We start from the raw sequence: 24,120 nt of genomic DNA, 5'->3' as shown, positions 1-24,120 counted from the left end.
AAATTTGCAGACTTTAAACCTCTAAAAATCATCATTTAAGCATTTTGAGCACCTATTTAACAATTCTCGGCTATAACTCAGCAATTCCTACCGTGAAATCTGCACCTACTGCGCAATTTCTAGAAATGGAAGAGCGTTGTTTCCTCATCGATTGCGGCGAAGGAACACAAGTTCAATTGAGAAAAGCTAAAGCCAAATTTTCTAAAATTAATCACATTTTTATCTCGCATCTTCATGGTGACCATGTTTTTGGTTTGCCGGGATTGATTTCTAGTTTTAGACTTTTGGGTAGAGAAACTCCACTTCATGTGTACGGTCCGAAAGGAATTAAAGAAATGATGGAAACTATTTTTAGAATTACCGAAACGCACCAAGGCTTCGAAGTGGTTTTCCATGAACTTTCTTCTAAAAAATCAGAAAAAGATTTTGAGGATAATCGAGTAGAGGTTTTCACTATTCCGTTAGACCATAGAATTTACTGTAACGGCTATCTTTTTAAGGAAAAACCAAAAGAAAGACACCTCAATATGCAGGAAATTTCTAAATATCCTGAAATTGAAATCTGTGATTATCACAATTTAAAACGTGGCAAAAATATTCAGTTGAGCGATGGTTATATTCTCAAAAATGAAAATTTAACGAAACCTGCAGAACCTTCTGTTTCTTATGCTTTTTGTAGTGATACTCGATATTTAGAGAGCATTATTCCTATTATTAAAAATGTAGATGTTTTGTATCACGAAGCAACTTTTTTACATGATTTAAAGAAAATGGCAGATTATACCGGTCATTCTACTGCTCTAGAAGCTGCTAAAATTGCCAGAAAAGCCAATGTTAAAAAATTGATTTTAGGTCATTTTTCTAATCGCTACAATGATTTATCGGTTTTTCTCAATGAAGCGTGTGAAATTTTCCCTGAAACTTATCTTCCGAAGCAATTGGAAGCCGTTAAAATTTAAGATTTACGATTTTTGATTTATCATTTTTATCTCGCAGTTAAAGTTTAACTATAATCAGTCTGCAAAATTTGAAACATCAAACATCCATCATCCCACAAATTATGATGAACGAGCAAGAAATCTTTGAATTTCTCAACCAAAAAGCCGAACAATACAATCATGTAGATTTTATTGAATTAGACCCTATTTCTATTCCGCATCAGTTTTCTTTGAAACAAGACATAGAAATTTCAGGATTTTTTGCGGCTACCATTGCATGGGGAAATAGAAAATCCATCATTACATCTGCTCAAAAAATCATCGATTTTATGGGAAATTCTCCTTACGATTTCGTGATGAATGTTACCCAAAAAGATTTCAAAAAATTAGAAAACAAAGCCGTTCACAGAACTTTTTCTGGCGAAGATTTTCAACAATTTATATTGAATTTAAAAAGCGTTTACATTGAATTTGAAAGTTTAGAGCAGTTATTTCTTTTAAAAGAACACGAAGAAAATTATTATCACGCTATCGAAAGATTTAGAACTCGTTTTTTAGGAGAAATTCCGCACAGAAGCCATAAACATGTAAGTTCGCCTTATAAAAATTCTGCTTCTAAGAGATTGGTGATGTTTCTGCGATGGATGGTTCGTCAAGATAAAAAAGGCGTAGATTTTGGCATTTGGAAAAACCTTTCTCCTCAATATTTATCCATTCCATTAGATGTGCACACTGCGAATATTTCTAGAAAATTAGGAATTTTACAAAGACCTCAAAACGATTGGAAAGCCGTAGAAGAACTCGACCAAATCATCAGAAAATACAATCCACAAGATCCTGCTGTATACGATTATGCGCTTTTCGGAATTGGCGTTTCTAATGAGTTATTATAAAAAATTTTTCTAAATGTGGAGGAGTGCTTTTGCGATGGCAAAGTAGATTAACACGCCTAAAATATCATTAGAAGTGGTGATAAACGGACCTGTAGCAATTGCGGGGTCTATTTTATTTTTCTCCAGAACAATAGGAACAATGGTTCCAATAATCGCCGCTACCATAATTACTGCTAAAAGAGAGATAGAAATGGTGACAGAAACCATCAAATCATTATGGTTAATCAATAAATTGAATCCAAAAATAATTAAAGAAAGTATCATTCCTGAAGCTGCAGAAACGCTTACTTCTTTGAATAAAGTTTTAAAAGTATCTTTTCCTAAAGTATTATTCGCTAAACCTTGTACGATAATCGCCGAAGCTTGTACTCCAATATTTCCCGCAGTTGCCGCAATCAGCGGCACGAAAAACATCAATGCAGGAATGTCGTGCATCGCATTTTGATTGCTTTGTAACACTCTAGAACCAATTAAACCACCTACCATTCCAATGAATAGCCAAGGTAATCTCGCTTTGGTTAAATGAAAAATGGTATCACTAGAGTCAACGTCTTGAGAAATCCCCGATGCTAACTGGTAATCTTTTTCTGCTTCTTCTGTAATAAAGTCGATAACATCATCCACGGTAATTCTTCCGACTAATTTTCCTAATTTATCCACAACAGGGACTTCGAACAAGTCATATTTTTGCATAAAACGCGCAACTTCTTCAGCAGATTCTGTATCTTTAACGAATTGAATTTTAGAGTTATAAACATCTGAAACTCTAGTAGAAGATGAAGTGGTTAATAATTTTTTAAGACTTAACAAACCCAGTAATTTTTCGGAATCATCTACTACATAAATAGAGTAGACTTCTTCCATTTCTTCGGCTTGTTTACGCATTTCTTTGACTGCAGAAATGATAGAAAGATTTTGATTCACTTTTACCAATTCGGTTGCCATCAAACCACCTGCAACATCTTCATCATAACGCAAAAGTTCTACAATATTCTGTGCGTGCTCCTCGTCATTTAAGTGCTGAATAATTTCATCTTGTTGATATTCAGGTAATTCCGCAATAATATCTGCTGCATCATCGGAATCAATTTCGTTGATGATATTATCTGCAATCTCTTTGGTAGAGAAGTTTCTCAGGAATTTTTTACGTTCGTCTTCGTCTATGTAGAGTAGTACTTCTGCAGAGCGCTCATTATCCATAATTTCGTAAAGAAATTTTTGATCTTCTTCTTCTAGAATTTCAAAAATATTGGCAATATCTACCGCTTCTACTTCCGAAATGGCTTCAGAAACAGCTTTTACATTTCTTTCCTCGATGAGAAACTGTAAGGTGTGCGATATTTTTTGCTCTTCAATCACAGAAATTAATTGGGATAAAAAGTTAGAATTTTTGCAAAAATACAAAATAAGAGTTCAAAAATTCGCATTAATAATCATTAAAGTCAAATTTTAGTCGATTTTTAATCGTAATTTTGTCAGAAAATTAAGCAAAATGAAGTTTAGAGAACTTAAAACAGAAAATAGTACGATGCTCGATAAAATGGCAGACAGCGTTATCAGTTGGATTGGTTCTACCGCTTCATTGGTCTTTCACACTTTACTATTTATCACCAGTTTTTTACTTCCGCTATTTAAAGTTGTAGATTTCGAAGAAATGCTTTTGGTTCTCACTACGATTGTGTCTTTAGAAGCCATTTACTTGTCTATTTTCATTCAAATGTCTGTCAACAAAAGCAATAAACACATAGAAGTGATTAAGGAAGATGTAAACGAAATTCAGGAAGACATTGATGAAATCCAAGAAGACATCGATGAAATCCAGGAAGACATCGACGAAATTCAAGAAGACATCGACGAAATTGCTGATGATGAAGACGAAGATGAACACAAAGAAAAAGCTCAAAAAGTAATTCTCAAGAGCAACGTTTCTAATAACAAGCAAGAAATCAAGGAATTAAAAGCGAAAATTCACGATTTACAAGCAAAACTTGAAGATTTGATACAGAAAGATTTTAATTAATTTTTTGCAGCTTTCCATTCTTGAGTGAAGTTGATAAAATCTTCTACACTCAGTTCTTCTGCACGTTTATCCATAAAAGCATGAGATTTTAACACTTCTGGAATATCTAGAGATTTCAGTGCATTGCTCAGTTTTTTTCTTCTTTGGCCAAAACCTGTTTTTACAATTTGTTTGAAAAGAATTTCATTTCCTTCCAAACCTTCTTTTCTGTTTCTGGTAAGTTTGATGACTCCAGATTTTACTTTTGGAGGTGGATTAAAAACGTTTTCGTGAACGGTAAAGAGATATTTCACATCATAATACGCTTGAACCAAAACTGACAAAATTCCATAATCTTTGGTTCTGGGAACCGCTGCGGTACGTTCTGCCACTTCCTTTTGGAACATTCCCACCATTTCTGGAATCTGTTGATAATTTTCTATAATCTTAAAAAGAATCTGAGACGAAATATTGTAAGGAAAATTGCCAATTATCGCTACTTCTCCAGAGAAAATATCATTTAAATTAATCTTGAGAAAATCACCTGTAAAATGTTTATTTTCAAGTTTTTGAAAATGTAATTTCAGATATTCTATGGATTCTGTGTCTATTTCTGCAACGTAAGTTTCGGTAGGTTTTTCTAGGAGATATTTGGTTAAAACACCAGTTCCAGGACCTACTTCTAATACATATTGATATGGTTGAAAGTCAAGACCTTCTACAATTTTTTTGGCAATATTTTCATCAGTTAAAAAATGCTGACCAAGATGTTTTTTTGCTTTTACGTTCAAAATTTTTAAGATTTTTTAACACAGTTTTGTGTTTGTTCAGGGGCAAATTTCGGAGTTTTTTTTCTATTTTAGCAGAAAATTTTTTATTGATGGCAAAATTAGCAGAAGATTTAAACAAGAAAAGGCTCCGTTCTAGCAACATTACCGTATCCATTAGTATTGCATTGGTATTATTTTTAGTAGGACTTTTTGGGTTGATATTGATAAATGCTCAAAAATATTCAGATTATATCAAAGAGCAATTGGTGGTAGAAGCTTATTTTGATGATTATATAGACCCTAGAGATTCTGCGAAAGCAGAGCAGTTGCAAAAATTAACTTACGAAAGAATAAAATTACAGCCTTTTGTGAAAAAAGCTAAATTTATTTCTAAGCAAGAAGCTACTGAACTTGCTAAAAAACAATTGGGTATAGAAACAGACGCTCTTTTTGAAGGAGATATTTTCCCACCATCTGTGGAAGTTACTTTGAAACCAGAATACGTAGATCCTGCAAAAATAAATGATGTTGTAAAAAAACTGAATGAAGTAGAAGGGGTAAAAGAAGTGAAAAACGACAGTAAATTGACGATTGAAGTTTACAATAACCTCAATAGAATTTTGACTTGGATTTTAGCATTTTCTATCTTATTCTTAATCGTAGCAATGGTGTTGATTAACAACTCTATCCGTTTAAAAATATTCTCTAAACGTTTCATTATCAAAACCATGCAATTGGTAGGTGCAAAACGCAGATTCATCCTTAAACCATTTGTAAAAGAAGCAGTCATTTTAGGAATTATCGGTGCTATTATTGGTTTAACAGCTTTATTTACAGGTTGGTATTTCTTTACCAGTGAAATCGGAACTCCATTTGTACAAGATACCAATCAATACATTTGGTTAGTTGCAATCGTATTTGGAGTGGGAATTCTTATTACCGTCATCAGTACAGTTTTTGCAACTTGGAGATTCTTAGCATCTAGCGTAGATGATTTATATTACTCATAGAAAATTTTAAAAATGTCTAAAAAACAAACTATAGAAAAGTCTGAATCCCAGCACAATCCTTTTTATTTTGGCAGAAAAAACTATCAACTCATGTTGGTAGGATTGGCTTTAATTTTAGCAGGATTTCTTTTAATGCTCGGTCCAGATGCTAATACAGTCGACGGAAAACTAGATCCTAATGCTTGGAATGAAGACATTTTCTCCATCAGAAGAATCAGAATAGCGCCGTTATTGGTAATTGCGGGATTTGTAGTTCAGGTTTTCGCGATTCTTAAAAGAAACAAATAAAAACATTTTAAAAACTAAAGAATTAAAAGATTTGAATTGGTATTTGAATCTTTTAATTTTTTTATCACAATACAGTTTATGGATTTAATCAGAGCAATTATCATTGCAATCATAGAAGGACTTACCGAATATTTACCCGTTTCTTCTACCGCACACATGATTTTCACGAGTTCATTTTTTGGAATTCAAGAAGATGAATTTGTTAAAATGTTTCAAGTTTCTATTCAGTTTGGAGCTATTTTGGCGGTAGTCTTTTTGTATTGGAAGAAATTTTTTGATTTTAAAAACATCAAATTCTATTTAAAATTGGCAGTTGCTGTTTTACCAGCTTTGGTTCTAGGAAAATTATTTGATGATAAAATAGAAACGGTATTAGAAAAACCAATTCCCATTGCAGTTGTTCTGATTTTGGGTGGTGTCATTTTACTATTTATCGATCAGATTTTCACCAAACATACGATAGATGATGAAAAAGATATTACTTTCAAAAAAGCACTAACGATTGGTTTTTGGCAATGTCTAGCGATGATGCCAGGAACGAGTAGAAGTGCGGCTTCTATTATTGGTGGGATGCAACAAAACCTTACCAGAAAAGCAGCTGCAGAGTTTTCATTCTTTTTGGCAGTTCCTACCATGTTAGCGGTTACCTTTTATTCAATTTTTGTAAAAGATTGGAATCATAATGGAGTTGAGCAAAAAGGTTACGAAATGATTTTTGCGACTCCAGAAAACACGATGAGTTTTTTTGTGGGGAATTTAGTAGCATTTGTAGTAGCAGTTATTGCGATTAAGTTTTTCATTGGTGTTTTGACCAAATACGGCTTCAAACCTTGGGGTTGGTATAGAATTATCGCAGGGATTTTATTGCTGATTTATTTTGGTTGGGTAAAATAATTTTATTTTATACTTTTTACATTGAACGCAGAAGATTTTTTAAACGGACAAATACTTTTGGTAGACAAGCCTTTGGATTGGACCAGTTTTCAGGCTGTTAATAAATTGAAGTACAAACTCAAAAGAGAGTTCCATCTTCCTAAAAAATTTAAAATCGGTCATGCTGGAACGCTGGATCCTAGAGCAACAGGCTTATTGATTGTATGCACCGGAAAATTCACCAAGAAAATTCCAGAAATTCAAGATGCACCAAAAGAATACATCGCCGAAATTAAAATTGGCGTACAAACCGAATCTTATGACACCGAAAAACCAGAAATCCTTCACACTGATTATTCACACATTTCAGAAGATTTCATCAAAGAAACTTTGGCAAAATTTGTAGGAGAAATTGAGCAAAAACCGCCTGTTTTTTCAGCCATAAAAATAGATGGAAACCGCGCTTATGATTTAGCAAGAGCTGGTCAAGAAGTAGAAATGAAATCTAGAAAAACGACCATTCATTATCTCAATAACATCGAAATTCATCTTCCTTTTGTCACTTTTACCGTAGGTTGCAGCAAAGGAACTTACATCAGAAGTTTGGCTCACGATATTGGTCAAAGTTTAGGAGTTGGTGCTTATCTTACTCAACTCAGAAGAACCAAAATAGGAGAGTACCATGTAGAAAATGCACACACAGAAATTTTGGAAAATGAGTTTAGATTTGAAAATTTCTAACCATGAAAAACTATTACTTTTTATTCATTTTTATTAGTTTTTTAGGATATTCTCAGCAAAAAGGAAATCTTAATCAAGGAATTTATTGGAGTACAGATGGACAAGTTGCCTATGGATTGGCAAAAGCAGTTGCAGACATCGTCAATGAAGATAACAATGTAGATTTTAATGCCAATGCTGGAATCACTTCTGTTATTGGTTTTCAACCGATTCATAGAATAGGTTTAGGCGCTGGTTTTCGATACAATTACATTTATGACAATATCCATAATTTGTACTTTCTGGTTCAGCCAAAAATTTATTTAGACAATACATCAGATTCTGGATATATCTATCTCAATGCAGGATTTGCCCTTACTAAAAGTGATGTAAGAAAAGCCAGAGTATATACTTTAGGCATTGGTGACCAAAACCCCATCAATGTGAGAATGAATTATTATTACTCCTTTTTTCTGGAAAATCACAGCATGAATTTCGGAGATGGACTAAAGAGTAACTTTTATATTGGTTTAAATCTTGGAATTACTTTTCACTCCAATAAAGTGAGAGAAGAATAAAAAAATTAAAATTTGTGGAAAGGCGTATCAATAAATATTTATCAGAAGTAGGTTTTTGTTCGAGAAGAGAAGCCGATAAACTTTTGGAACAAGGAAGAATTACCATCAATGGCAAAAAGCCAGAATTAGGAACTAAAGTTTCTGATGCTGATGAAATTTGCGTAGATGGCAAAAACATCAAAAAAACAGAAGAAAAACACGTTTATATCGCCTTTAATAAACCCATCGGAATTGTTTGTACCACAGATACCAAACGTGAGAAAAATAACATCGTAGATTACATCAATCACCCGAAAAGAATTTTCCCCATCGGTAGACTTGATAAACCTAGTGAAGGTCTTATTTTATTGACTTCTGACGGTGATATTGTGAATAAAATTTTACGTGCCAGAAACAACCACGAAAAAGAATACATTGTACGTGTAGACAAGCCGATCACCCCAAAATTTCTAGAAAAAATGCGCAATGGTGTTCCGATTTTAGACACCGTAACCAAAAAATGCGAAGTAGAACAAATTGACACACTGCAATTTAGAATTGTACTTACACAAGGGCTTAACAGACAAATCCGTAGAATGTGCGAATATCTAGGCTACGAAGTAAAAAAACTGAAGCGCATTAGAATCATGAACATCAAACTGGATTTGCCCATAGGAAAATGGAGAGATTTAACCGATGCTGAAATGAAAGAACTGGCTCAACTTCTCCAAGATTCTAGTAAGACTTTTGATTAAAATTATTCCATTCTTTTTTACAGGCTCTAAATCTTTTAATTCTTCTTCAGTAAAAAGCCTGTAAATAATTTTAAAAGTCTTTCCTAATGGTGTTTCTAGAGAAAAACCGCCTGGTCCGAAACCGTCTGTAACATCTAACGTGAAATGCGAAAATTTCCAGTATTCAAATAAATCTCTATCAATCCAAAATTCAAAACCATCTACCAAACCAATCATGGCATCATTTGTTCTTACGTAGAAATCTCCTTTTTCAAAACATTGAGGTTGGGTTCCTTCGCAGCAACCCCCAGCTTGGTAAAACATTAAATCACCGTGTTTTTCTTTTAGCGTTTTAATGACTTCCAACGCTTTTTCTGTTACGTCTAACCTTTTTACCATAATTTTTAATTTTAATAAAGATAAAAAAAGGAATGCTGATGAACAACATTCCTTAAAGTTTAAAACACAAATGATTTAGAAAAATCCTAGTTTATTTTTGTTGTAAGAAATCAACATGTTTTTTGATTGTCTGTAATGATCAAGCATCATTTTGTGGTTTTCTCTACCAATACCAGATTGTTTGTAACCTCCAAAAGGTGCGCCAGCTGGATATGCGTGATATTGGTTCACCCAAACTCTACCTGCTTTTATCGCTCTAGGAACTCTGTATAATTCATGTGCATCTCTCGTCCAAACTCCAGCTCCAAGTCCATACATAGTATCGTTCGCAATTTCTATCGCTTCTTCTGTAGATTTAAAAGTAGTTACTGCTAACACTGGCCCGAAAATCTCTTCTTGGAAGATTCTCATTTTGTTGTGCCCTTTAAAAATGGTTGGCTGAATGTAATAACCACCTTCTAAATCTCCACCTAGATGATTAACTTCTCCACCGCAAAGCAATTCTGCACCTTCTTCTTTGCCTAATTTGATATAAGAAAGAATTTTATCTTTTTGAATTTGTGAAGCTTGAGCACCCATCATTACGGTTGGGTCAAGAGGATTTCCTGTTTTGATGGCTTTAGTTCTTTCTACCACTCTTTCTAAGAATTTATCAGCAATAGATTCATGAACCAATAATCTAGAAGGACAAGTACAGATTTCACCTTGATTTAAAGCAAATAATACCGCTCCTTCAATGGCTTTGTCAAAAAATTCGTCATCTGCATCCATCACAGAAGGGAAGAAGATGTTAGGAGATTTACCTCCTAATTCTAAAGTCACTGGAATAATATTTTCTGTAGCATATTGCATTACCATTCTACCCGTAGCTGTAGAACCTGTAAACGCTGCTTTAGACACTTTTGGATTGGTTACTAAAGTTCTTCCTAACTCAGCGCCGAAACCATTGACAATATTCACCACACCTGCAGGAAGTAAATCTTCAATTAGCTCCATTAAAACCATAATAGAAACAGGCGTACTTTCTGCTGGTTTCAAGACTACGCAGTTTCCAGCAGCTAGAGCAGGAGCTAGTTTCCAAACCGCCATAAGAATAGGGAAGTTCCAAGGAATAATTTGTGCAATTACACCGATAGGTTCGTGTACGATAATTGAAACGGTGTCTTTGTCTAATTCAGAAATAGAACCTTCTTCAGCTCTTATTACACTAGAAAAATATCTGAAATGGTCTACTGCCAAAGGTAAATCTGCCGCCATAGTTTCTCTAATGGCTTTACCATTATCTACGGTTTCTACTGCAGCGATATAAGGTAGATTTTCCTCAATTCTATCCGCAATTTTATTCAAAATAATGCTGCGTTCTGTAGCAGAAGTTTCGCTCCATGTTTTGAAAGCTTCAGATGCTGCATCTACAGCCATTTCTATGTCTTGTTTCGCAGAATGTGCTGCTTTTGCCATAACTTTTCCATCAAGTGGAGAAAGCACTTCGAAATACTGTCCTGTAGAAGGAGCAGTCCATTTTCCATTAATGTAATTGTCGTATTTCTCTTTTAAAACCGGACGATTGATGTGTGTTGACATAATTTGTTGAATTTTTAATTTTCAGCCAAATTATCTTAAACATGACAAATGTCATGGTAAAATCGTCTCAAATGATAGTATAATAGTGTTTTGAAAATATTGATTATAATACTTTAATATAAGTCTTGTTTGATTGAAAAATTATTATATATTTAGCCAAATTGATTATTTTATCAAAAATATCATTCATAGTTTATGATACGAGAAGACAAACATTTGCTCTATACCCCTGAATTAACGGGACATGAGCAATTACAAAATATAATAGAAAACAAGACTACTTTCACCTTAAATAATTGTGAATTTTCTTTGTATGAAACGCACAAGAAGACAGAAGATGTTAAACTAAAGTTTAATGATTTGACTTTTACAGCGATGTTACGAGGGAAAAAGCACATGAAATTGGAAAATAAATCTGAGTATTTTGATTATTTTCCTGGTGAAACGGTTTTAGTTTCTCCTGGTGAAACAATGGTCATCGATTTTCCAGAGGCAGACGAAACTCCTTCACAATGTATTGCATTAAGTTTCAGTCCAGATTTTGTAGAAGAATCTTTGCATTATCTCAATACCAAATTGATGAAAGTAGACGAAAGCACTTGCTGGAGAATTTCTAGCAATGAATTTTATCTGTTCAACAGTTTGCCACTTGCTTCTGCAACCAATAATCTGATGAGAATTGCCATGGAAGATAACATGAATAAGGATATTATGGCAGATTTAGCACTGAAAGAATTGTTGGTAAGACTGATGCAAACTCAAGCAGGAAAACTCATTGAAAACGATTACAAAACCCTGAAAACTTCAAACCGATTGGCTTTTATCATAGATTATATTAAAAACAATCTGAATCAAAAATTAAGTATTGAACATTTGGCAAAATTGGCTTTCGTAAGTAAATCTAATTTCTTTAAACTTTTTAAATACGAACTCGGAACATCACCCAATGAATATATTCTTCAGCAAAGAATAAAACGTGCTAAAGAATTGCTCAAAGAAAACCAAAGCATCAAAGAAGTAGCTTTTGCTACTGGTTTTTCTGACACCAATCACCTCATCAAAACCTTTAAAACTTTTGAAGGTATTACTCCGAAAAATTATCAACGAAACTTATTTTCAGAATATAAAATCGTTTCTTAAATAAACAAAAAACCGCCTCAAAAATTTGAAGCGGTTTTTAAGTATAGTTGAATTAACAAATTTTAGTAAGAATTTTTCTCTACAAAATGCTTAGCAATTTTCTCAGTTAACGCGATTACGTTTGGCTGATTGGTATATTTTGTAAATCTTCTTAAACCAGAAAGCATCATTCTTTGCTCATCTCCATCAGCAAAAGAAACAATTCCTTCTTTAGCAGCTGCAATTACAGCTTCTACTGCTTTGTAAAGGTTTAATTGTGCCATTGCTGCTTCTATAGAATCTGGACCGAAGTTTTTCTCAACTCTTAGAATTGCAGATTCTGCCATGTAAATTTGGTTCAAGATTTCTGAAGCATTGATTAACAAGTGTTGTTGCTTTTCAATCTCCATCATGTATTTCTGAAGTGCAGCACCAGAAACCATTAAGAATACTTTCTTAAGATTAGCGATGATTGCTTTTTCTTCTGACATAAATTCTGAATAATCAGGCGTTTCAAAAGAAGGAATGCCCATTAATTCTTTACCAACTGCCATTGCAGGAGACATTAAATCGATTTCGCCTTTGAAAGCTCTCTTCACCAACATTCCTACAGAAAGAAGTCTGTTGATTTCGTTTGTACCTTCATAAATTCTAGAAATTCTAGCATCTCTCCACGCTGCTTCCATTGGTGTATCTTCAGAGAATCCCATACCTCCAAAAATCTGAATTCCTTCATCTGCTGCTTTTTGAGCGATGTCTGAAACATAAACTTTTAGGATAGAACATTCTACCGCAAATTCTTCCACACCTTTTAATTCTGCTTCTTGGTGAGACATTCCACCTGCAACTAAAGCATCAATTTTATCTTGAATATCTTGAGCCGCTCTATAAGAACCAGCTTCTGAAACGAAAGTAGCAGTAGCCATTTCCGCTAATTTTTTTCTAATGGCTCCGAAAGTAGAAATAGGAGTATTGAACTGTTTTCTTTCGTTCGCATAGTTTACAGAAAGGTTGAAAATTCTTCTCTGTGCATCTAAACAAGCAGCAGCCAATTTAATTCTACCTACATTTAATGCATTTAAAGCGATTTTGAAACCATTGTTTCTTTCACCTAAAAGACATTCTACAGGAACTTTCATATCATTAAAGAAAACCTGACGAGTAGAAGAAGCTCTAATCCCTAATTTGTGCTCTTCTTCACCGAAAGTAAGGCTTTCAGGATTTTCTAATTCACTTCTGTTTACTACAAAACCAGTGATATTTTTATCATCATCAATTTTAGCAAAGAATGTGAATGTATCTGCGAAACCTGCGTTAGAAATCCACATTTTTTGTCCGTTAATGATATAATGTTTACCATCTTCAGACAATTTAGCTTTTGTTTTTCCAGAGTTTGCATCAGAACCAGCATCTGGCTCAGTTAAACAGTATGCTCCGAATTTAGTTCCAGCTGCTAAATCTGGTAAATATTTTTGTTTTTGTTCTTCAGTTCCGTACAATAGGATAGGAAGCGTGCCAATTCCAGTGTGTGCTCCATAAGCAGTTGCCAATGAACCAGTTGCGCCAGAAATGTAATCACAAGCAATCATTGTTGAAACGAAACCTAAACCAAGTCCGCCATAATTTTCAGGAACTGCGATTCCTAAGAATCCCATTTCACCGATTTGTTTCATACACTCTTCAGTGAATGCGTAGTCTTTTTTCTCGAAACGCTCTTTGTTAGGAACTACAACTTTGTCAATAAATTCTCTTGCAGAGTCGCGAAGCATTTTTTGTTCCTCAGAAAAATCTTCCATCGTGAAGATATTCTTAGCTTCTATTTCTTTTATTAGGAATTCTCCTCCTTTTAATGTGCTCATATTATATATTAATTTTTTATTTTACAATAGTTCAATTACAGAAGCTGCGCCTTGTCCTGTTCCTACACACATTGAAACCATTCCGTATTTCACGCCTCTTAATTTCATTTCGTCAAGAAGTTGAACCGTCAATTTAGTTCCTGTACAACCTAGAGGGTGACCAAGAGCGATAGCTCCACCATTTACATTTAAAATTTCTGGATTTAAATCCAATTCTTTTTTAATCGCAACGGATTGAGAAGCAAATGCTTCGTTCAATTCAATTAAACCAATATCTTGAAGAGAAAGCCCAGCTTGTTTTAACGCTTTTGGAATGGCGTAAATTGGTCCAACTCCCATAATTCTTGGCTCTAAACCAACAGCTGCATAAGAAACTAATCTTGCAATTGGCTCAAGGTTTAATTCTTTTACCATTTCTTCTGACATTACTACTACGAAAGCAGCACCATCAGACATTTGAGAAGAGTTTCCTGCGGTAACAGAACCTCCAGCTGCGAAAACAGGTCTTAATTTTGCCAAACCTTCAACAGAAGTGTCTGCTCTAGGACCTTCGTCTACTGAGAAATCAAATTTTTTGGTTTGAACTTTTTGATTTTCATCTAAGAAATTATATTCTACAGGAATTGGAACGATTTGTTTTGCAAATTTTCCTTCAGCAATAGCTTTCAAAGCTTTTTGATGAGATTCAAAAGCAAACTGGTCTTGTTCTTCTCTTGTAATTTTATATTGCTTAGCAACTTCTTCTGCAGTATAACCCATTCCCCAATAATAATCTGGGTTAGATTTAGCATAATGACTTTCTGGAACTGGTTTATAACCGCCCATTGGAATGAAAGACATACTTTCTGCACCTCCTGCAATAATACAATCTGCCATTCCTGCTTGAATTTTAGCAGAAGCAATCGCAATCGCTTCAGAACCAGATGCACAATATCTATTTACGGTAACTCCTGGAACTTTATCGGTATTTAATCCCATTAAAGAAATGAGACGTGCCACGTTTAAGCCTTGTTCTGCTTCTGGCATTGCGTTACCAACGATTAAATCGTCGATTCTATCTTTATCTAATTGTGGCAAATCTGCCATCAATTTTTCTATAACTTTTGCAGCCATTACATCTGGTCTGGTAAATCTTAAACTTCCTTTCGGAGCTTTACCAACCGCTGTTCTGTAACCTGCTACTATATATGCTGTTTTATTTGACATATTTTTTAAATTTTAAATTTTGATTTCGCCACTTCGTGGCATTTTTATTTATGGCTTTTAATTTCATCGGGCTTTACCCGATGCTATTTTATTTCGCCACTTCGTGGCTCAAAACTTGATTTTTAATATTTTTAGTTTCTTAGCGGTTTACCTTTTTGTAACATAAACTGAATTCTCTCAAGTGTTTTTCTTTCACCACACAATTGTAAGAATGCTTCTCTTTCAAGATTCAATAAATATTGTTCTGTAACTACAGTTGGTTCAGAAAGATTACCACCAACCATTACATAAGCCAATTTATCTGCTATTTTCTTATCGTGTTCAGAAATGTAATTTCCAGTTAACATTTGGTCAGTTCCTACATAGAACATACCTAATGCACCTTGCCCAAGAACTTTTACTTTCTGTTGAATTGGTTGAGTATAACCTTGTTCTGCCATTAATTTAGCTACTTTCTTCGCTTCAGCAATTTGACGGTTTTTGTTTACCACCACGATATCTTTGTGATTTTGAAGAATTCCCATATCATAAGCTTCGTGAGCAGAAGTTGCAACTTTACCCATTGCGATATTCATAAAAGCTTCTCGCATTCTATTGTTTTTAACATCATCAGCAGCGAATTCTTTAGAAGTTCTCAAAGCGAATTCTTTAGTACCACCACCACCAGGAATTACACCCACTCCAGTTTCTACTAAACCGATGTAAGTTTCTGCAGCAGCAACTACTTTATCAGCATGCATGGTCATTTCGCAACCACCACCCAAAGTTAATCCGTGAGGAGCAACTACAACAGGAACAGAAGAGTAGCGAACTCTCATCATCGATTTTTGGAAGTAAGCAATTGCCATATTCAAATCATCCCAATCCTGCTCGATTGCCATCATCAAAATCATCGCTAAATTTGCTCCAACAGAGAAATTAGCTGCTTGATTTCCGATTACTAAACCGTCGTATTCTTTTTCTGCTAAGTCGATAGCTCTGTTTAAACCATCTAGAACTTCACCACCAAGAGAATTCATTTTTGAACGAATCTCAAAGTTGATGATTCCGTCTCCTAAATCTTGGATTGCAGAACCAGAATTGCTCCACAATGTTTTATTTTTTCTGATATTATCAAGAATGATGAAAGCTTCTTGACCAGGAATATTGTTGTAATTTCCAGAATTTTTGTCGAAGAAAATACTTTGTCCTTCTTCATTTACTTTGTAGAATGATTCTACGGATTTTACCCATTCTGAAACGGTAAAACCTGCTTCTGTAGCCAATTCAATGCCTTTTTGAACACCTACAGCATCCCAAATTTCGAAAGGTCCGTTTTCCCAACCGAAACCAGCTTTCATCGCATCATCTACTTTGTAAAGCTCGTCTGAAATTTCAGGAATTTTGTGAGAAACATAAGCGAAAAGAGCTCCCAGAGATTTTCTGTACAATTCGCCTGCTTTGTCTTTTCCACCAATTAAAACTTTGAATCTGTCAATTGGTTTATCAATATTTTTAGTGAGTTCAAGCGTTGCAAAATTTGCTTTTCCTTGATTTTCGTATTGATAAGAATCTAAATTAAGACCGTGAATTTCTGATTTTCCATCAGCATTTTTCACTTTTTTGTAGAAACCTTGTTCCGTTTTAGAACCTAACCATTTGTTTTCCATCATCATATTGATGTAATCTGGCAAAACAAAAGTTCCTTTGAATTGCTCATCTTCTACACCAGAAGCGTGAACACCGTTTGCTACGTGAACCAAAGTATCTAAACCTACCACGTCTGCTGTTCTGAAAGTTGCAGATTTAGGTCTACCAATAACTGGACCTGTTAATTTATCAACTTCAGTTACATTAAGACCAATAGATTTTACATTGTGAAGTAAATTCATCATAGAAAAAACTCCAATTCTGTTTGCGATGAACGCTGGGGTATCTTTTGCTAAAACCGTAGTTTTTCCTAAGAATTTAGCGCCATATTCCATGTAGAATTTCACGATTTCAGCATCGGTATCATTGGTAGGAATAATTTCTAAAAGCGGTAAATATCTTACCGGGTTAAAGAAGTGCGTTCCTGCAAAATATTTTTTGAAATCATCACTTCTGCCTTCTACCAACATATTAATAGGAATACCAGAAGTATTAGAAGACACCAAAGTTCCAGGTTTACGGAATTGTTCGATTTTTTCGTAAACAGACTTTTTAATGTCTAATCTTTCTACTACCACCTCGATAATCCAATCTGTATTTTTGATTTTTTGCAAATCATCATCAAAATTTCCTACAGAGATTCTTTCTGCAAACTCTTTTTTATAAAGTAGAGCAGGGCTGGCTTTTACTAATTTAGCCAAACTTTCTGTAGCAATTCTGTTTCGTACTGCTTTGTCTTCTTTGGTAAGACCTTTTTTCTGTTCAGCTTCTGTTAATTCAAACGGAACAATATCAAGAAGGAGAACTTCTACGCCAATGTTTGCAAAGTGCGCAGCAATTCCGCTTCCCATAATTCCTGAACCAAGAACTGTAACGTGTTTAATTCGTCTTTTCATTATAAATATAGGTTTATTTTTTATTGTTCATATCATTAGCAATTTTCAAAATCTCTCCCATGACTTCTTTAAAAACAGAAAATTTCTCTGGGTCTATTTTTTCTACTACTTTTTTATTAAATCCTACAACTACCTCTTTTGAAAGGTTTCTAGATTTAAGTCCTTTGTCTGTAAGTTTAATAATTACTTCTCTTTTATCAGAAGTTGTTTTTTCTTTGTAGATATAACCATTATCTTCTAAAAGTTTGATAATTCTAGTCAAAGAAGTGGGCTCAATAGCCATTTTAGGACCAAGATTGGTACTTCTTGTTCCTTCTTTAGGATCGATTTTAAGTAGTGTTAAAGCTTGTACAGCAGTAGAATTATGCATAGAAGCTTGTTCGGAGTACATTTTACTCACTGCCAACCAAACTGATTTAAGCATTAAGTCTACATTTTCTACTTTCTCTTTAGTCTTAGTTTCCATTTTTAAAAAATGTTATGCGTGCATAGCAAATATAAAAAAAATACTATGCGTGCATAGCATTTTTTATTACAAACAGATAACTTATTGATTATGTGATAATTATTTATTATGCAGAGAATAATAGAATGAAATTGAAAATGAGAAATTTCAAACGAAAAACGCTGATTATAAGCAATTTCTAATTGATATCAGTATTTCGTCAATAGATTGACAAGAAAACCTGATGTTTTGGTAAAAAATCTCCCAAAATGCACCCTGAAATTCTATTTTAAAACCAGAAAGGTCTCTTTTAAAGTTTTTTTGCAAAGCAGAGTACAACATTTCTTTTTCTAAAAATGGAGCTATAATTTCAGGTGAAACAAAGTCTTCATTGATGGTAAAAAGTCGAGGATTGGTCAATAAATCATTCTTCAAAAGAATGTCTTCTGCCAAACCTTCTTGGAGATTTTGGTCATTAATAAACCAAATTTTATCTGAAAATTCTTTAGCCAATCGCCAATCGTGAGAAGAAAAAAGAATGATTTTATTGTGGTTTTTAGCCAAATCTCTCAACAATTTTAAGATGATTATTTTATTTTCTTCGTCTAAATGAGTTGTAGGTTCATCTAAAACAATCATAGGAGAATTCTGTGCTAAAGCTCTTCCAATAAAGGCTTTTTGAAGATTTCCATCTGACAATTTCTGCAACTGAATATTTCTATATTCTTCCAGCTTTAACTGAGAAATAATGCTGTTGACATGTTCTATATCTTCAATTTCTAACTGATAATAAAAAGGCAAATGAATGAATTTTCCAAGGGAAATTAAATCTTCTGTGGTGTAATTTGCGGGAATTTGAGATTTTGCAAAAACCACTGCTATTTGTTCTGCAATTTCTTTATCTGTAAGTTTTTTATTTGATTTTTTGTTGATGAAAATTTCTCCATTCAAAGTTGGAATTTGATTGAGAATTGACTTAATTAATGTAGTTTTACCTACACCATTATTACCAATCAGCAAACAAACATCACCGTAATCCAATGACGCATTAACCTCTGAAATAAGAGGTTTTTGGTAACCAATTGTTGTATTTTTTATTTGTAAAAACATAATTTTTGTTTCCCTCAGATTTCGCAAATTATTAGTTGATTACTGTCCAAATATTTTTAAGAACAGAATGTATTCTTTCAATTTGATAAGGTATAGTGATAAATAATATAATAGGTGTTATACCCAATAAAATCCATAAAACATTTAAACCAAATTTTTTAAAATATAAAATAGGTAAAATTAATGATGAAATCATAGAAATAGGAAGGGCAAAAAACATCCACCAAATATGAGCATATTGATAAATCCAATGACATTCTTTATTTAACCTATAAAAATCTGAAAATTTCATCAACAAAAAACTTATTATAAATAATGAGATATTTGCAATAATTATTTTTTTTAAAGATATATTTTTATTCATATAAAATCTGCGAAATCTGCGGGAAAATTATTCATTTATTTTTTCTTCAAAATCATCATCAGAATTACAGGTACTCCAAACAAACTCGTAATGACATTAATTGGGAATTGAGAAATCTCTGAAATAATAGAGAAAAACTCCATAATAAAAACTCCCAGAATCATGTTCAAAATCCACTGTTGCCACAATTTCGCAGGCGAATAAATCATTCTGCTAAAATGAGGAACTACGATTCCTATAAACAAAATAGGCCCTAAAAACGCTGTAACAGAAGCAGAAAGTAGGGAAGAAGCAATGATGACAAAATATTTCAGTTGCTCTAAATTTACCCCTAAACTTTTAGCATATTGATTTCCTAAACTATTCCCGATGAGCGGTTTTATGCTTTTGAAACTTAAAAACAAACCAACTAATACTACAATGAATAGCACCCAAAGTTGATTTCTGGTCACCTGATTATTTGCACCAAAACTCCATAAAATATAGTTTTTCAGACTTTGATTTTCTGCATATAATTGTAAGATAGAAACTACTGCTCCAGCTAAAGCAGAAACCAAGAAACCAAAAATAATCAGATATGATTTATCTTGAAATTTTCTAGAAAAAATCAATAAAATACTCATCAGAAAAAGGCTTCCAAGAATTGCAGAAATACTGATGAAACCATTTTGCAAAAATTCTGGTAAAGTAAAATCTTGAGAAAAAAAGATGTAAAAGGCTACGCTTAAACTCGCAACAGAAGTTATCCCAAGAACCGAAGGTCCTGCTAAAGGATTTTGAAAATATTCTTGCAAAAGAAATCCAGAAGTAGGAATAGAAACGCCTGCTAGAAACATCGCTAAAACACGATTCATTCTGAGTTCTGCAATTTGTGAGTTCTGAGCATTGCCATCAAAAAAATCTGCTAAACCTAGTTTTATAAAGCCTATATTTAAATTGATGAGAATCGTAATCACCACCAATGAAAACAGGAAAATAAGAATGGTTTGGAAGGTTTTATTGTTCACAGATTTTATTTAAAAACTTCACAAATTTAATTTAAAAAAATCTATGAAAAAGAAAACTCTCGCTGATTTTGCAAATTTTTGCAGATTTTTTTGAGTCTATACATCTGCTTAATCAGCCCCATCTGCGAGAGAAATATTTTATTTAAAAGAATTCAGTTTTGCATCTAAATCTTCTTTGCTCATCATTCCTACTGTTTCTATTTCTTTATCACCTTTTTTAATCACGGTAAAAGGAATAGAACCACCGTCCCAAGTCTTGGTAATAGTAGTGAAATAATCTGGTGCAATCATAGAAGCATCAAAAAGAACTACATTTTTTCTGATATTGTATTCATCCGCAAAATCACTTACAGCGGTGTTCCAATCTTCTTTAGCATCTACACTTACAAAGGTAAATTTCACTGGTTTTCCTTTTAGTTCTTCCATTTTTTCTTTGAAATGCGGAATCTCTTTCATACAAGGTCCACACCAAGTTGCAAAGAAATTGGTTACATAAATGGTGTCATTTTTTTGTGGTGCAACCATTGCTTTTAATTGTTCTTGATTTACTTCAGGCAAAGCATTAGCAGGAGTTACAGCTGAACTATCTACTGTTTCAGTGGTTGTTTCTTCTGTTAATTGGTCTGGAGTTTCGTTCTTTTTACAAGAAAATAGTGCGGTTAATATAAGTGTGGAAAAGATTAATTTTTTCATAAATATTAATTGTTTATTTTTGTTATGGAATTGATTATTGAGTCGATTTTACAAATATAATAAAATCAAAATGCTTCTTTTGATATATTTGTTACCAACGAATTTAGAATTATTTTATTGAGAATCATTTTAGACATATTTAAAAAATTTTTCTTGTTGATAGAACTAGGATTTTTGCTGATGATATTGGCAAACTTCTGGGTATTTTCTCTCACCGAAGGAAGAACGTATACTAAAATTTCTAAAATTCCGCCAAGAGAAGTAGCACTGGTTCTGGGAACTTCTCCAAAAACGATGGCAGGAAATGCCAATCCTTATTTTATTTCTAGAATGGATGCCACTGCGCTGCTTTATCATCATGGAAAAATCAAAAAAATCATTGTAAGTGGCGAAAAAAGTAAAGGCTATAACGAACCAAAAGCCATGAAAAATTTCTTGATTTACCAAGGTGGCGTTCCCGAAAACATTATTCTAGAAGACCCAAAAGGTTTTAACACTCGCGAAAGTATTCTAAGATGCAAAAATGAATACAAACAAAAAAACGTAATCATTGTTTCACAAGGATTTCATAACCTTAGAGCTTTATTTTTTGCAAGAAATATTGGCATGAACGCATTAGGATTTGATGCCCAAGATGTTACTAAATATCAGAGTTATTACAGAAATCACTTTAGAGAATTTCTCGCAAGAGTACAGGCTGTAGTATATTATATTTTTGGAATTTCAAATGAAGAAGAACATCTGAAAAAATAAGGTTTCAGACCAAAAAAGAACGCATCAATCAACCAATTATTTAGGAATTTAGCTAAATTTGTAAAAAATATATTTTTAATGTTAGTAATAGGTATTGCAGGTGGAACTGGTTCTGGTAAAACCACCGTAGTGAATAATATTTTGCAACAATTGAATGCAGAAGGTGTAAATGTACTATCTCAAGACAATTATTACCATGATAATCACCAATTATCACTCTCAGAAAGAGAAGCGCTGAATTATGACCATCCAAAATCAATCGATTTTGAATTATTGGTAAAACATGTAAAAGCACTTAAAAGAGGAGAAAACATAGAACAACCTTTGTATTCTTTCGTAACGCATTCTAGAACGGGAGACCATGTTACTGTAGAGCCTAAAAACGTTTTAATTGTAGAAGGAATTCTGGTTTTGACCAATCAGGAACTTTTAAAGGAATTCGATCTTAAAGTATTTGTACATGCAGATTCAGACGAAAGATTAATCAGAAGAATTAAGCGTGACACACAAGAGCGCGGTAGAGATTTACACGAAGTTCTTCACCGTTATCAAACTACGCTGAAACCGATGCATCAAGAGTTTATAGAACCTTCTAAAAACGAAGCAGACCTTATTGTTCCTAACATGAGAAAAAATTCTGTAGCTATTGATTTTCTTTCTACAGTCATTAACAACTCTCTTAAAAAAGCCTATTAATGAAGGAACTAATTAAAGATATTCAGAAAAAATCTCCGAGTTGGCGTTTCGTGCAGAAATACCTTCTCAATAAATATTTCATTACCATTTTTCTTTTTTTGGTATGGATGATTTTTTTTGATTCCACATCTTGGTTAGTCATCAAAGATTTAAACAAAGAAATAGACAAATACGAAGAACAACTCTCGTATTACAAGTCAGAATATCATAAAAATGATGCTTTCTATAAAAAGCTCATGAATAACAAAGCAGAAAAAGAAAAGTTTGCGCGAGAAAATTATTTTATGAAAAAGAAAAATGAAGAAATTTTCATTCTCGTGGTAGACAGTTCTGCCATAAAACAAAAAGAAGAAGAATAAACAAATTATCTTGAATTTCGAATGTTGAAAAACATTTGAACATAAAACAAAAAACCATACATTATGTTTGCTCAAGTTACCCTTCAGGATTGGGAAAATCTGGTCAAAAAACAATTGAAAATAGAAGATATTTATGCCGTTCTTACCAAAGAAAACTTGGAAGGCATTTCTGTAAAACCTTATTATGCCGACACTGATTTTATCTTAAAAAACCTGCCAAAAGTAGAAGAATCTACGCATTTGGTCGCAAAATATCAAGATAATTTAGAAGAGCATGCTTATGCGTTTTTACTAGAGCATAATGTAGAACATTTGACTGAAAAAACACTTTTCGTAGCCAACAAAGATTTGGCAGGACACATTTCTCTTGCAGATGATAATCAATATATTTCTTTGATAGATGTTTTTGAAAATCAAGAAATCAACACAAAATTAGCGGAGGAATTATTGTCTAAAAATTTCAAAAGAAATATTGCGGTAGATATTACTTTCTATCAAAATGCTGGAGCTTCTATCACGCAACAATTGGCTTTAGCATTAGCAAAAGCAAAAGACTTAGCAGAAGTTTTTGGGGCTGAAATTTTAGAAAAATTGGTTTTCAAATTTGCAGTAGGCGGGAATTATTTCTTTGAAATTGCAAAAATCAGAGCATTTAAAATCCTTTTCAATCAACTTTCTAAAGAATTCGGACTAGACAGCATTCCTTACATTTTCACAGAAACTTCGCTAAGAAATAAAGCTAAAAACGACGAAGAAAATAACCTTATTCGTTCTACTTTAGAGCTTTCTGCAGCCATGATTGCTGGTTCTGATGCGGTTTATAGCAATGATTTTAAAGTACAAAATTCCAATTCACTTTCAGAGGAAATTTCATTTAAACAACAAATTGTTTTAGCATACGAAAGTATTATTAATGTCTTTGACGATGCTGCCAACGGAAGTTATTATATTGAAGAAATTACCCATCAATTCGCAGAAAACGCTTGGAAATTATTCTTAGAAATCGAAAATTCTGGTGGTTTTGTTGAAAATCTAAAATCTGGAAAAATTGCTGAAATGATCTATCAACAAGCAATTGCAGAACAAAATTGGGTAGAAGAAGGTAAAATAAAACTCATTGGTGTAAATCTTTACCCAAAACTAGAAAAAACTAAATCTGTAGAACAACTTTATAACGCTCAGGAAATAAAACCAGTAAGATGGGCTGAAATGTTTGAATAAA

General features: G+C 33.3%; 25 protein-coding genes and 1 pseudogene. 14 read left to right on the top strand and 12 right to left on the bottom strand.

What is annotated here, in order from left to right; translation table 11 throughout:
* Positions 1-44 precede the first annotated feature (44 nt).
* Both KKQ79_RS04495 and KKQ79_RS04490 read left to right on the top strand, forming a co-directional pair.
* The gene (locus KKQ79_RS04495; RefSeq protein ID WP_213189167.1) at positions 45-959 is read left to right on the top strand and encodes a ribonuclease Z; all 915 of its coding nucleotides are present in this window, start codon (positions 45-47) and stop codon (positions 957-959) included.
* Between the two features lie 104 nt (positions 960-1,063).
* Positions 1,064-1,831 (top strand): TIGR02757 family protein, encoded by a 768-nt coding sequence (locus tag KKQ79_RS04490; protein WP_213190679.1) that lies wholly within the window; start codon positions 1,064-1,066, stop codon positions 1,829-1,831.
* Positions 1,832-1,840: 9 nt separating this feature from the next.
* Here the strand turns inward: KKQ79_RS04490 and mgtE are convergent, their stop codons facing one another.
* Positions 1,841-3,190, bottom strand: a complete 1,350-nt coding sequence (gene mgtE, locus KKQ79_RS04485; RefSeq protein ID WP_213189166.1) for a magnesium transporter — start codon at positions 3,188-3,190, stop codon at positions 1,841-1,843.
* Positions 3,191-3,323: 133 nt separating this feature from the next.
* On the opposite strand from mgtE, the gene KKQ79_RS04480 reads away from it, so the two are divergent.
* On the top strand, positions 3,324-3,851 hold the full coding sequence (locus tag KKQ79_RS04480; protein ID WP_213189165.1) for a coiled-coil domain-containing protein: 528 nt from the start codon (positions 3,324-3,326) through the stop codon (positions 3,849-3,851).
* On the opposite strand, the gene rsmA is transcribed toward KKQ79_RS04480, so the two are convergent.
* A complete protein-coding gene (rsmA, locus tag KKQ79_RS04475) occupies positions 3,848-4,621 on the bottom strand; it encodes a 16S rRNA (adenine(1518)-N(6)/adenine(1519)-N(6))-dimethyltransferase RsmA (RefSeq protein WP_213189164.1) in 774 nt (257 codons plus the stop codon). The genes KKQ79_RS04480 and rsmA overlap by 4 nt on opposite strands.
* Positions 4,622-4,710: 89 nt before the next feature.
* On the opposite strand from rsmA, the gene KKQ79_RS04470 reads away from it, so the two are divergent.
* From KKQ79_RS04470 to rluF, 6 genes are all read left to right on the top strand, one after another.
* Positions 4,711-5,610: a cell division protein FtsX gene (locus tag KKQ79_RS04470; RefSeq protein WP_213189163.1), complete on the top strand. Its 900-nt coding sequence runs from the start codon at positions 4,711-4,713 to the stop codon at positions 5,608-5,610.
* A 12-nt stretch (positions 5,611-5,622) separates the two neighbouring features.
* Positions 5,623-5,898, top strand: coding sequence for a DUF3098 domain-containing protein (locus KKQ79_RS04465; protein ID WP_213189162.1), 276 nt, complete (start codon positions 5,623-5,625; stop codon positions 5,896-5,898).
* A gap of 78 nt (positions 5,899-5,976) precedes the next feature.
* A complete protein-coding gene (locus tag KKQ79_RS04460; protein WP_213189161.1) occupies positions 5,977-6,792 on the top strand; it encodes an undecaprenyl-diphosphate phosphatase in 816 nt (271 codons plus the stop codon).
* A gap of 21 nt (positions 6,793-6,813) precedes the next feature.
* Entirely contained in the window at positions 6,814-7,512 is a 699-nt protein-coding gene (gene truB / locus KKQ79_RS04455) for a tRNA pseudouridine(55) synthase TruB (RefSeq protein ID WP_213189160.1), read from the top strand.
* Positions 7,513-7,514: 2 nt separating this feature from the next.
* Complete coding sequence (locus KKQ79_RS04450; RefSeq protein ID WP_213189159.1) at positions 7,515-8,069, top strand: hypothetical protein; 555 nt, start codon at positions 7,515-7,517, stop codon at positions 8,067-8,069.
* A 14-nt stretch (positions 8,070-8,083) separates the two neighbouring features.
* Entirely contained in the window at positions 8,084-8,803 is a 720-nt protein-coding gene (gene rluF, locus KKQ79_RS04445) for a 23S rRNA pseudouridine(2604) synthase RluF (protein ID WP_213189158.1), read from the top strand.
* Between the two features lie 9 nt (positions 8,804-8,812).
* Here the strand turns inward: rluF and KKQ79_RS04440 are convergent.
* A pseudogene (locus KKQ79_RS04440) lies at positions 8,813-9,181 on the bottom strand (DUF779 domain-containing protein); the annotation flags it as partial.
* Between the two features lie 75 nt (positions 9,182-9,256).
* Complete coding sequence (locus KKQ79_RS04435) at positions 9,257-10,762, bottom strand: aldehyde dehydrogenase family protein (RefSeq protein WP_213189156.1); 1,506 nt, start codon at positions 10,760-10,762, stop codon at positions 9,257-9,259.
* A 195-nt stretch (positions 10,763-10,957) separates the two neighbouring features.
* Between KKQ79_RS04435 and KKQ79_RS04430 the strand changes: the two genes are divergently transcribed.
* Positions 10,958-11,902 carry an AraC family transcriptional regulator gene (locus KKQ79_RS04430; RefSeq protein WP_213189155.1) on the top strand — a complete coding sequence of 315 codons (945 nt, stop codon included), beginning with the start codon at positions 10,958-10,960 and terminating at the stop codon, positions 11,900-11,902.
* 62 nt (positions 11,903-11,964) lie between these two features.
* On the opposite strand, the gene KKQ79_RS04425 is transcribed toward KKQ79_RS04430, so the two are convergent.
* The 8 genes from KKQ79_RS04425 to KKQ79_RS04390 all read right to left on the bottom strand — a co-directional run bounded on the left by KKQ79_RS04425 (position 11,965) and on the right by KKQ79_RS04390 (position 21,090).
* Positions 11,965-13,740, bottom strand: a complete 1,776-nt coding sequence (locus KKQ79_RS04425; RefSeq protein WP_213189154.1) for an acyl-CoA dehydrogenase family protein — start codon at positions 13,738-13,740, stop codon at positions 11,965-11,967.
* Positions 13,741-13,761: 21 nt separating this feature from the next.
* On the bottom strand, positions 13,762-14,946 hold the full coding sequence (locus KKQ79_RS04420; protein WP_213189153.1) for a thiolase family protein: 1,185 nt from the start codon (positions 14,944-14,946) through the stop codon (positions 13,762-13,764).
* Between the two features lie 131 nt (positions 14,947-15,077).
* Positions 15,078-17,471, bottom strand: coding sequence for a 3-hydroxyacyl-CoA dehydrogenase/enoyl-CoA hydratase family protein (locus KKQ79_RS04415; protein ID WP_213189152.1), 2,394 nt, complete (start codon positions 17,469-17,471; stop codon positions 15,078-15,080).
* 13 nt (positions 17,472-17,484) lie between these two features.
* On the bottom strand, positions 17,485-17,937 hold the full coding sequence (locus KKQ79_RS04410; protein ID WP_213189151.1) for a MarR family winged helix-turn-helix transcriptional regulator: 453 nt from the start codon (positions 17,935-17,937) through the stop codon (positions 17,485-17,487).
* Positions 17,938-18,102: 165 nt separating this feature from the next.
* Complete coding sequence (locus KKQ79_RS04405; RefSeq protein ID WP_213189150.1) at positions 18,103-19,026, bottom strand: ABC transporter ATP-binding protein; 924 nt, start codon at positions 19,024-19,026, stop codon at positions 18,103-18,105.
* A gap of 31 nt (positions 19,027-19,057) precedes the next feature.
* On the bottom strand, positions 19,058-19,390 hold the full coding sequence (locus tag KKQ79_RS04400) for a hypothetical protein (RefSeq protein ID WP_213189149.1): 333 nt from the start codon (positions 19,388-19,390) through the stop codon (positions 19,058-19,060).
* A 35-nt stretch (positions 19,391-19,425) separates the two neighbouring features.
* Entirely contained in the window at positions 19,426-20,397 is a 972-nt protein-coding gene (locus KKQ79_RS04395; RefSeq protein ID WP_213189148.1) for an iron ABC transporter permease, read from the bottom strand.
* Positions 20,398-20,535: 138 nt separating this feature from the next.
* Positions 20,536-21,090 (bottom strand): TlpA family protein disulfide reductase, encoded by a 555-nt coding sequence (locus KKQ79_RS04390; protein ID WP_213189147.1) that lies wholly within the window; start codon positions 21,088-21,090, stop codon positions 20,536-20,538.
* A 180-nt stretch (positions 21,091-21,270) separates the two neighbouring features.
* Here KKQ79_RS04390 and KKQ79_RS04385 point away from each other — a divergent pair, with 180 nt between their 5' ends.
* The 4 genes from KKQ79_RS04385 to KKQ79_RS04370 all read left to right on the top strand — a co-directional run bounded on the left by KKQ79_RS04385 (position 21,271) and on the right by KKQ79_RS04370 (position 24,119).
* Positions 21,271-21,843: a SanA/YdcF family protein gene (locus tag KKQ79_RS04385; protein ID WP_213190678.1), complete on the top strand. Its 573-nt coding sequence runs from the start codon at positions 21,271-21,273 to the stop codon at positions 21,841-21,843.
* A 78-nt stretch (positions 21,844-21,921) separates the two neighbouring features.
* On the top strand, positions 21,922-22,539 hold the full coding sequence (gene udk, locus KKQ79_RS04380) for a uridine kinase (protein ID WP_213189146.1): 618 nt from the start codon (positions 21,922-21,924) through the stop codon (positions 22,537-22,539).
* Positions 22,539-22,898 (top strand): FtsB family cell division protein, encoded by a 360-nt coding sequence (locus KKQ79_RS04375; protein ID WP_069798999.1) that lies wholly within the window; start codon positions 22,539-22,541, stop codon positions 22,896-22,898. Before udk ends, KKQ79_RS04375 begins: the two co-directional genes overlap by 1 nt.
* A gap of 63 nt (positions 22,899-22,961) precedes the next feature.
* Positions 22,962-24,119 carry a methylmalonyl-CoA mutase family protein gene (locus tag KKQ79_RS04370; protein ID WP_213189145.1) on the top strand — a complete coding sequence of 386 codons (1,158 nt, stop codon included), beginning with the start codon at positions 22,962-22,964 and terminating at the stop codon, positions 24,117-24,119.
* The last annotated feature ends 1 nt before the right edge of the window (position 24,120 follow it).

The sequence above is a fragment of the Cloacibacterium caeni genome (assembly GCF_907163125.1).
GTDB lineage: Bacteria > Bacteroidota > Bacteroidia > Flavobacteriales > Weeksellaceae > Cloacibacterium > Cloacibacterium caeni_B.
This window is presented reverse-complemented; position numbering and strand designations above follow the sequence as displayed.

Excerpts from the sequence above, each read along its gene's own strand:
- KKQ79_RS04430 (WP_213189155.1), top strand. The coding sequence starts at position 10,958 with ATGATACGAGAAGACAAACATTTGCTCTATACCCCTGAATTAACGGGA.
- KKQ79_RS04450 (WP_213189159.1), top strand. The coding sequence starts at position 7,515 with ATGAAAAACTATTACTTTTTATTCATTTTTATTAGTTTTTTAGGATAT.
- KKQ79_RS04375 (WP_069798999.1), top strand. The coding sequence starts at position 22,539 with ATGAAGGAACTAATTAAAGATATTCAGAAAAAATCTCCGAGTTGGCGT.
- KKQ79_RS04425 (WP_213189154.1), bottom strand. The coding sequence starts at position 13,740 with ATGAGCACATTAAAAGGAGGAGAATTCCTAATAAAAGAAATAGAAGCT.
- KKQ79_RS04480 (WP_213189165.1), top strand. The coding sequence starts at position 3,324 with ATGAAGTTTAGAGAACTTAAAACAGAAAATAGTACGATGCTCGATAAA.
- KKQ79_RS04415 (WP_213189152.1), bottom strand. The coding sequence starts at position 17,471 with ATGAAAAGACGAATTAAACACGTTACAGTTCTTGGTTCAGGAATTATG.
- KKQ79_RS04490 (WP_213190679.1), top strand. The coding sequence starts at position 1,064 with ATGAACGAGCAAGAAATCTTTGAATTTCTCAACCAAAAAGCCGAACAA.
- KKQ79_RS04470 (WP_213189163.1), top strand. The coding sequence starts at position 4,711 with ATGGCAAAATTAGCAGAAGATTTAAACAAGAAAAGGCTCCGTTCTAGC.
- KKQ79_RS04410 (WP_213189151.1), bottom strand. The coding sequence starts at position 17,937 with ATGGAAACTAAGACTAAAGAGAAAGTAGAAAATGTAGACTTAATGCTT.
- KKQ79_RS04385 (WP_213190678.1), top strand. The coding sequence starts at position 21,271 with ATGATATTGGCAAACTTCTGGGTATTTTCTCTCACCGAAGGAAGAACG.
- KKQ79_RS04420 (WP_213189153.1), bottom strand. The coding sequence starts at position 14,946 with ATGTCAAATAAAACAGCATATATAGTAGCAGGTTACAGAACAGCGGTT.
- KKQ79_RS04465 (WP_213189162.1), top strand. The coding sequence starts at position 5,623 with ATGTCTAAAAAACAAACTATAGAAAAGTCTGAATCCCAGCACAATCCT.
- KKQ79_RS04460 (WP_213189161.1), top strand. The coding sequence starts at position 5,977 with ATGGATTTAATCAGAGCAATTATCATTGCAATCATAGAAGGACTTACC.
- udk (WP_213189146.1), top strand. The coding sequence starts at position 21,922 with ATGTTAGTAATAGGTATTGCAGGTGGAACTGGTTCTGGTAAAACCACC.
- KKQ79_RS04405 (WP_213189150.1), bottom strand. The coding sequence starts at position 19,026 with ATGTTTTTACAAATAAAAAATACAACAATTGGTTACCAAAAACCTCTT.
- KKQ79_RS04370 (WP_213189145.1), top strand. The coding sequence starts at position 22,962 with ATGTTTGCTCAAGTTACCCTTCAGGATTGGGAAAATCTGGTCAAAAAA.
- KKQ79_RS04400 (WP_213189149.1), bottom strand. The coding sequence starts at position 19,390 with ATGAATAAAAATATATCTTTAAAAAAAATAATTATTGCAAATATCTCA.
- KKQ79_RS04435 (WP_213189156.1), bottom strand. The coding sequence starts at position 10,762 with ATGTCAACACACATCAATCGTCCGGTTTTAAAAGAGAAATACGACAAT.
- KKQ79_RS04390 (WP_213189147.1), bottom strand. The coding sequence starts at position 21,090 with ATGAAAAAATTAATCTTTTCCACACTTATATTAACCGCACTATTTTCT.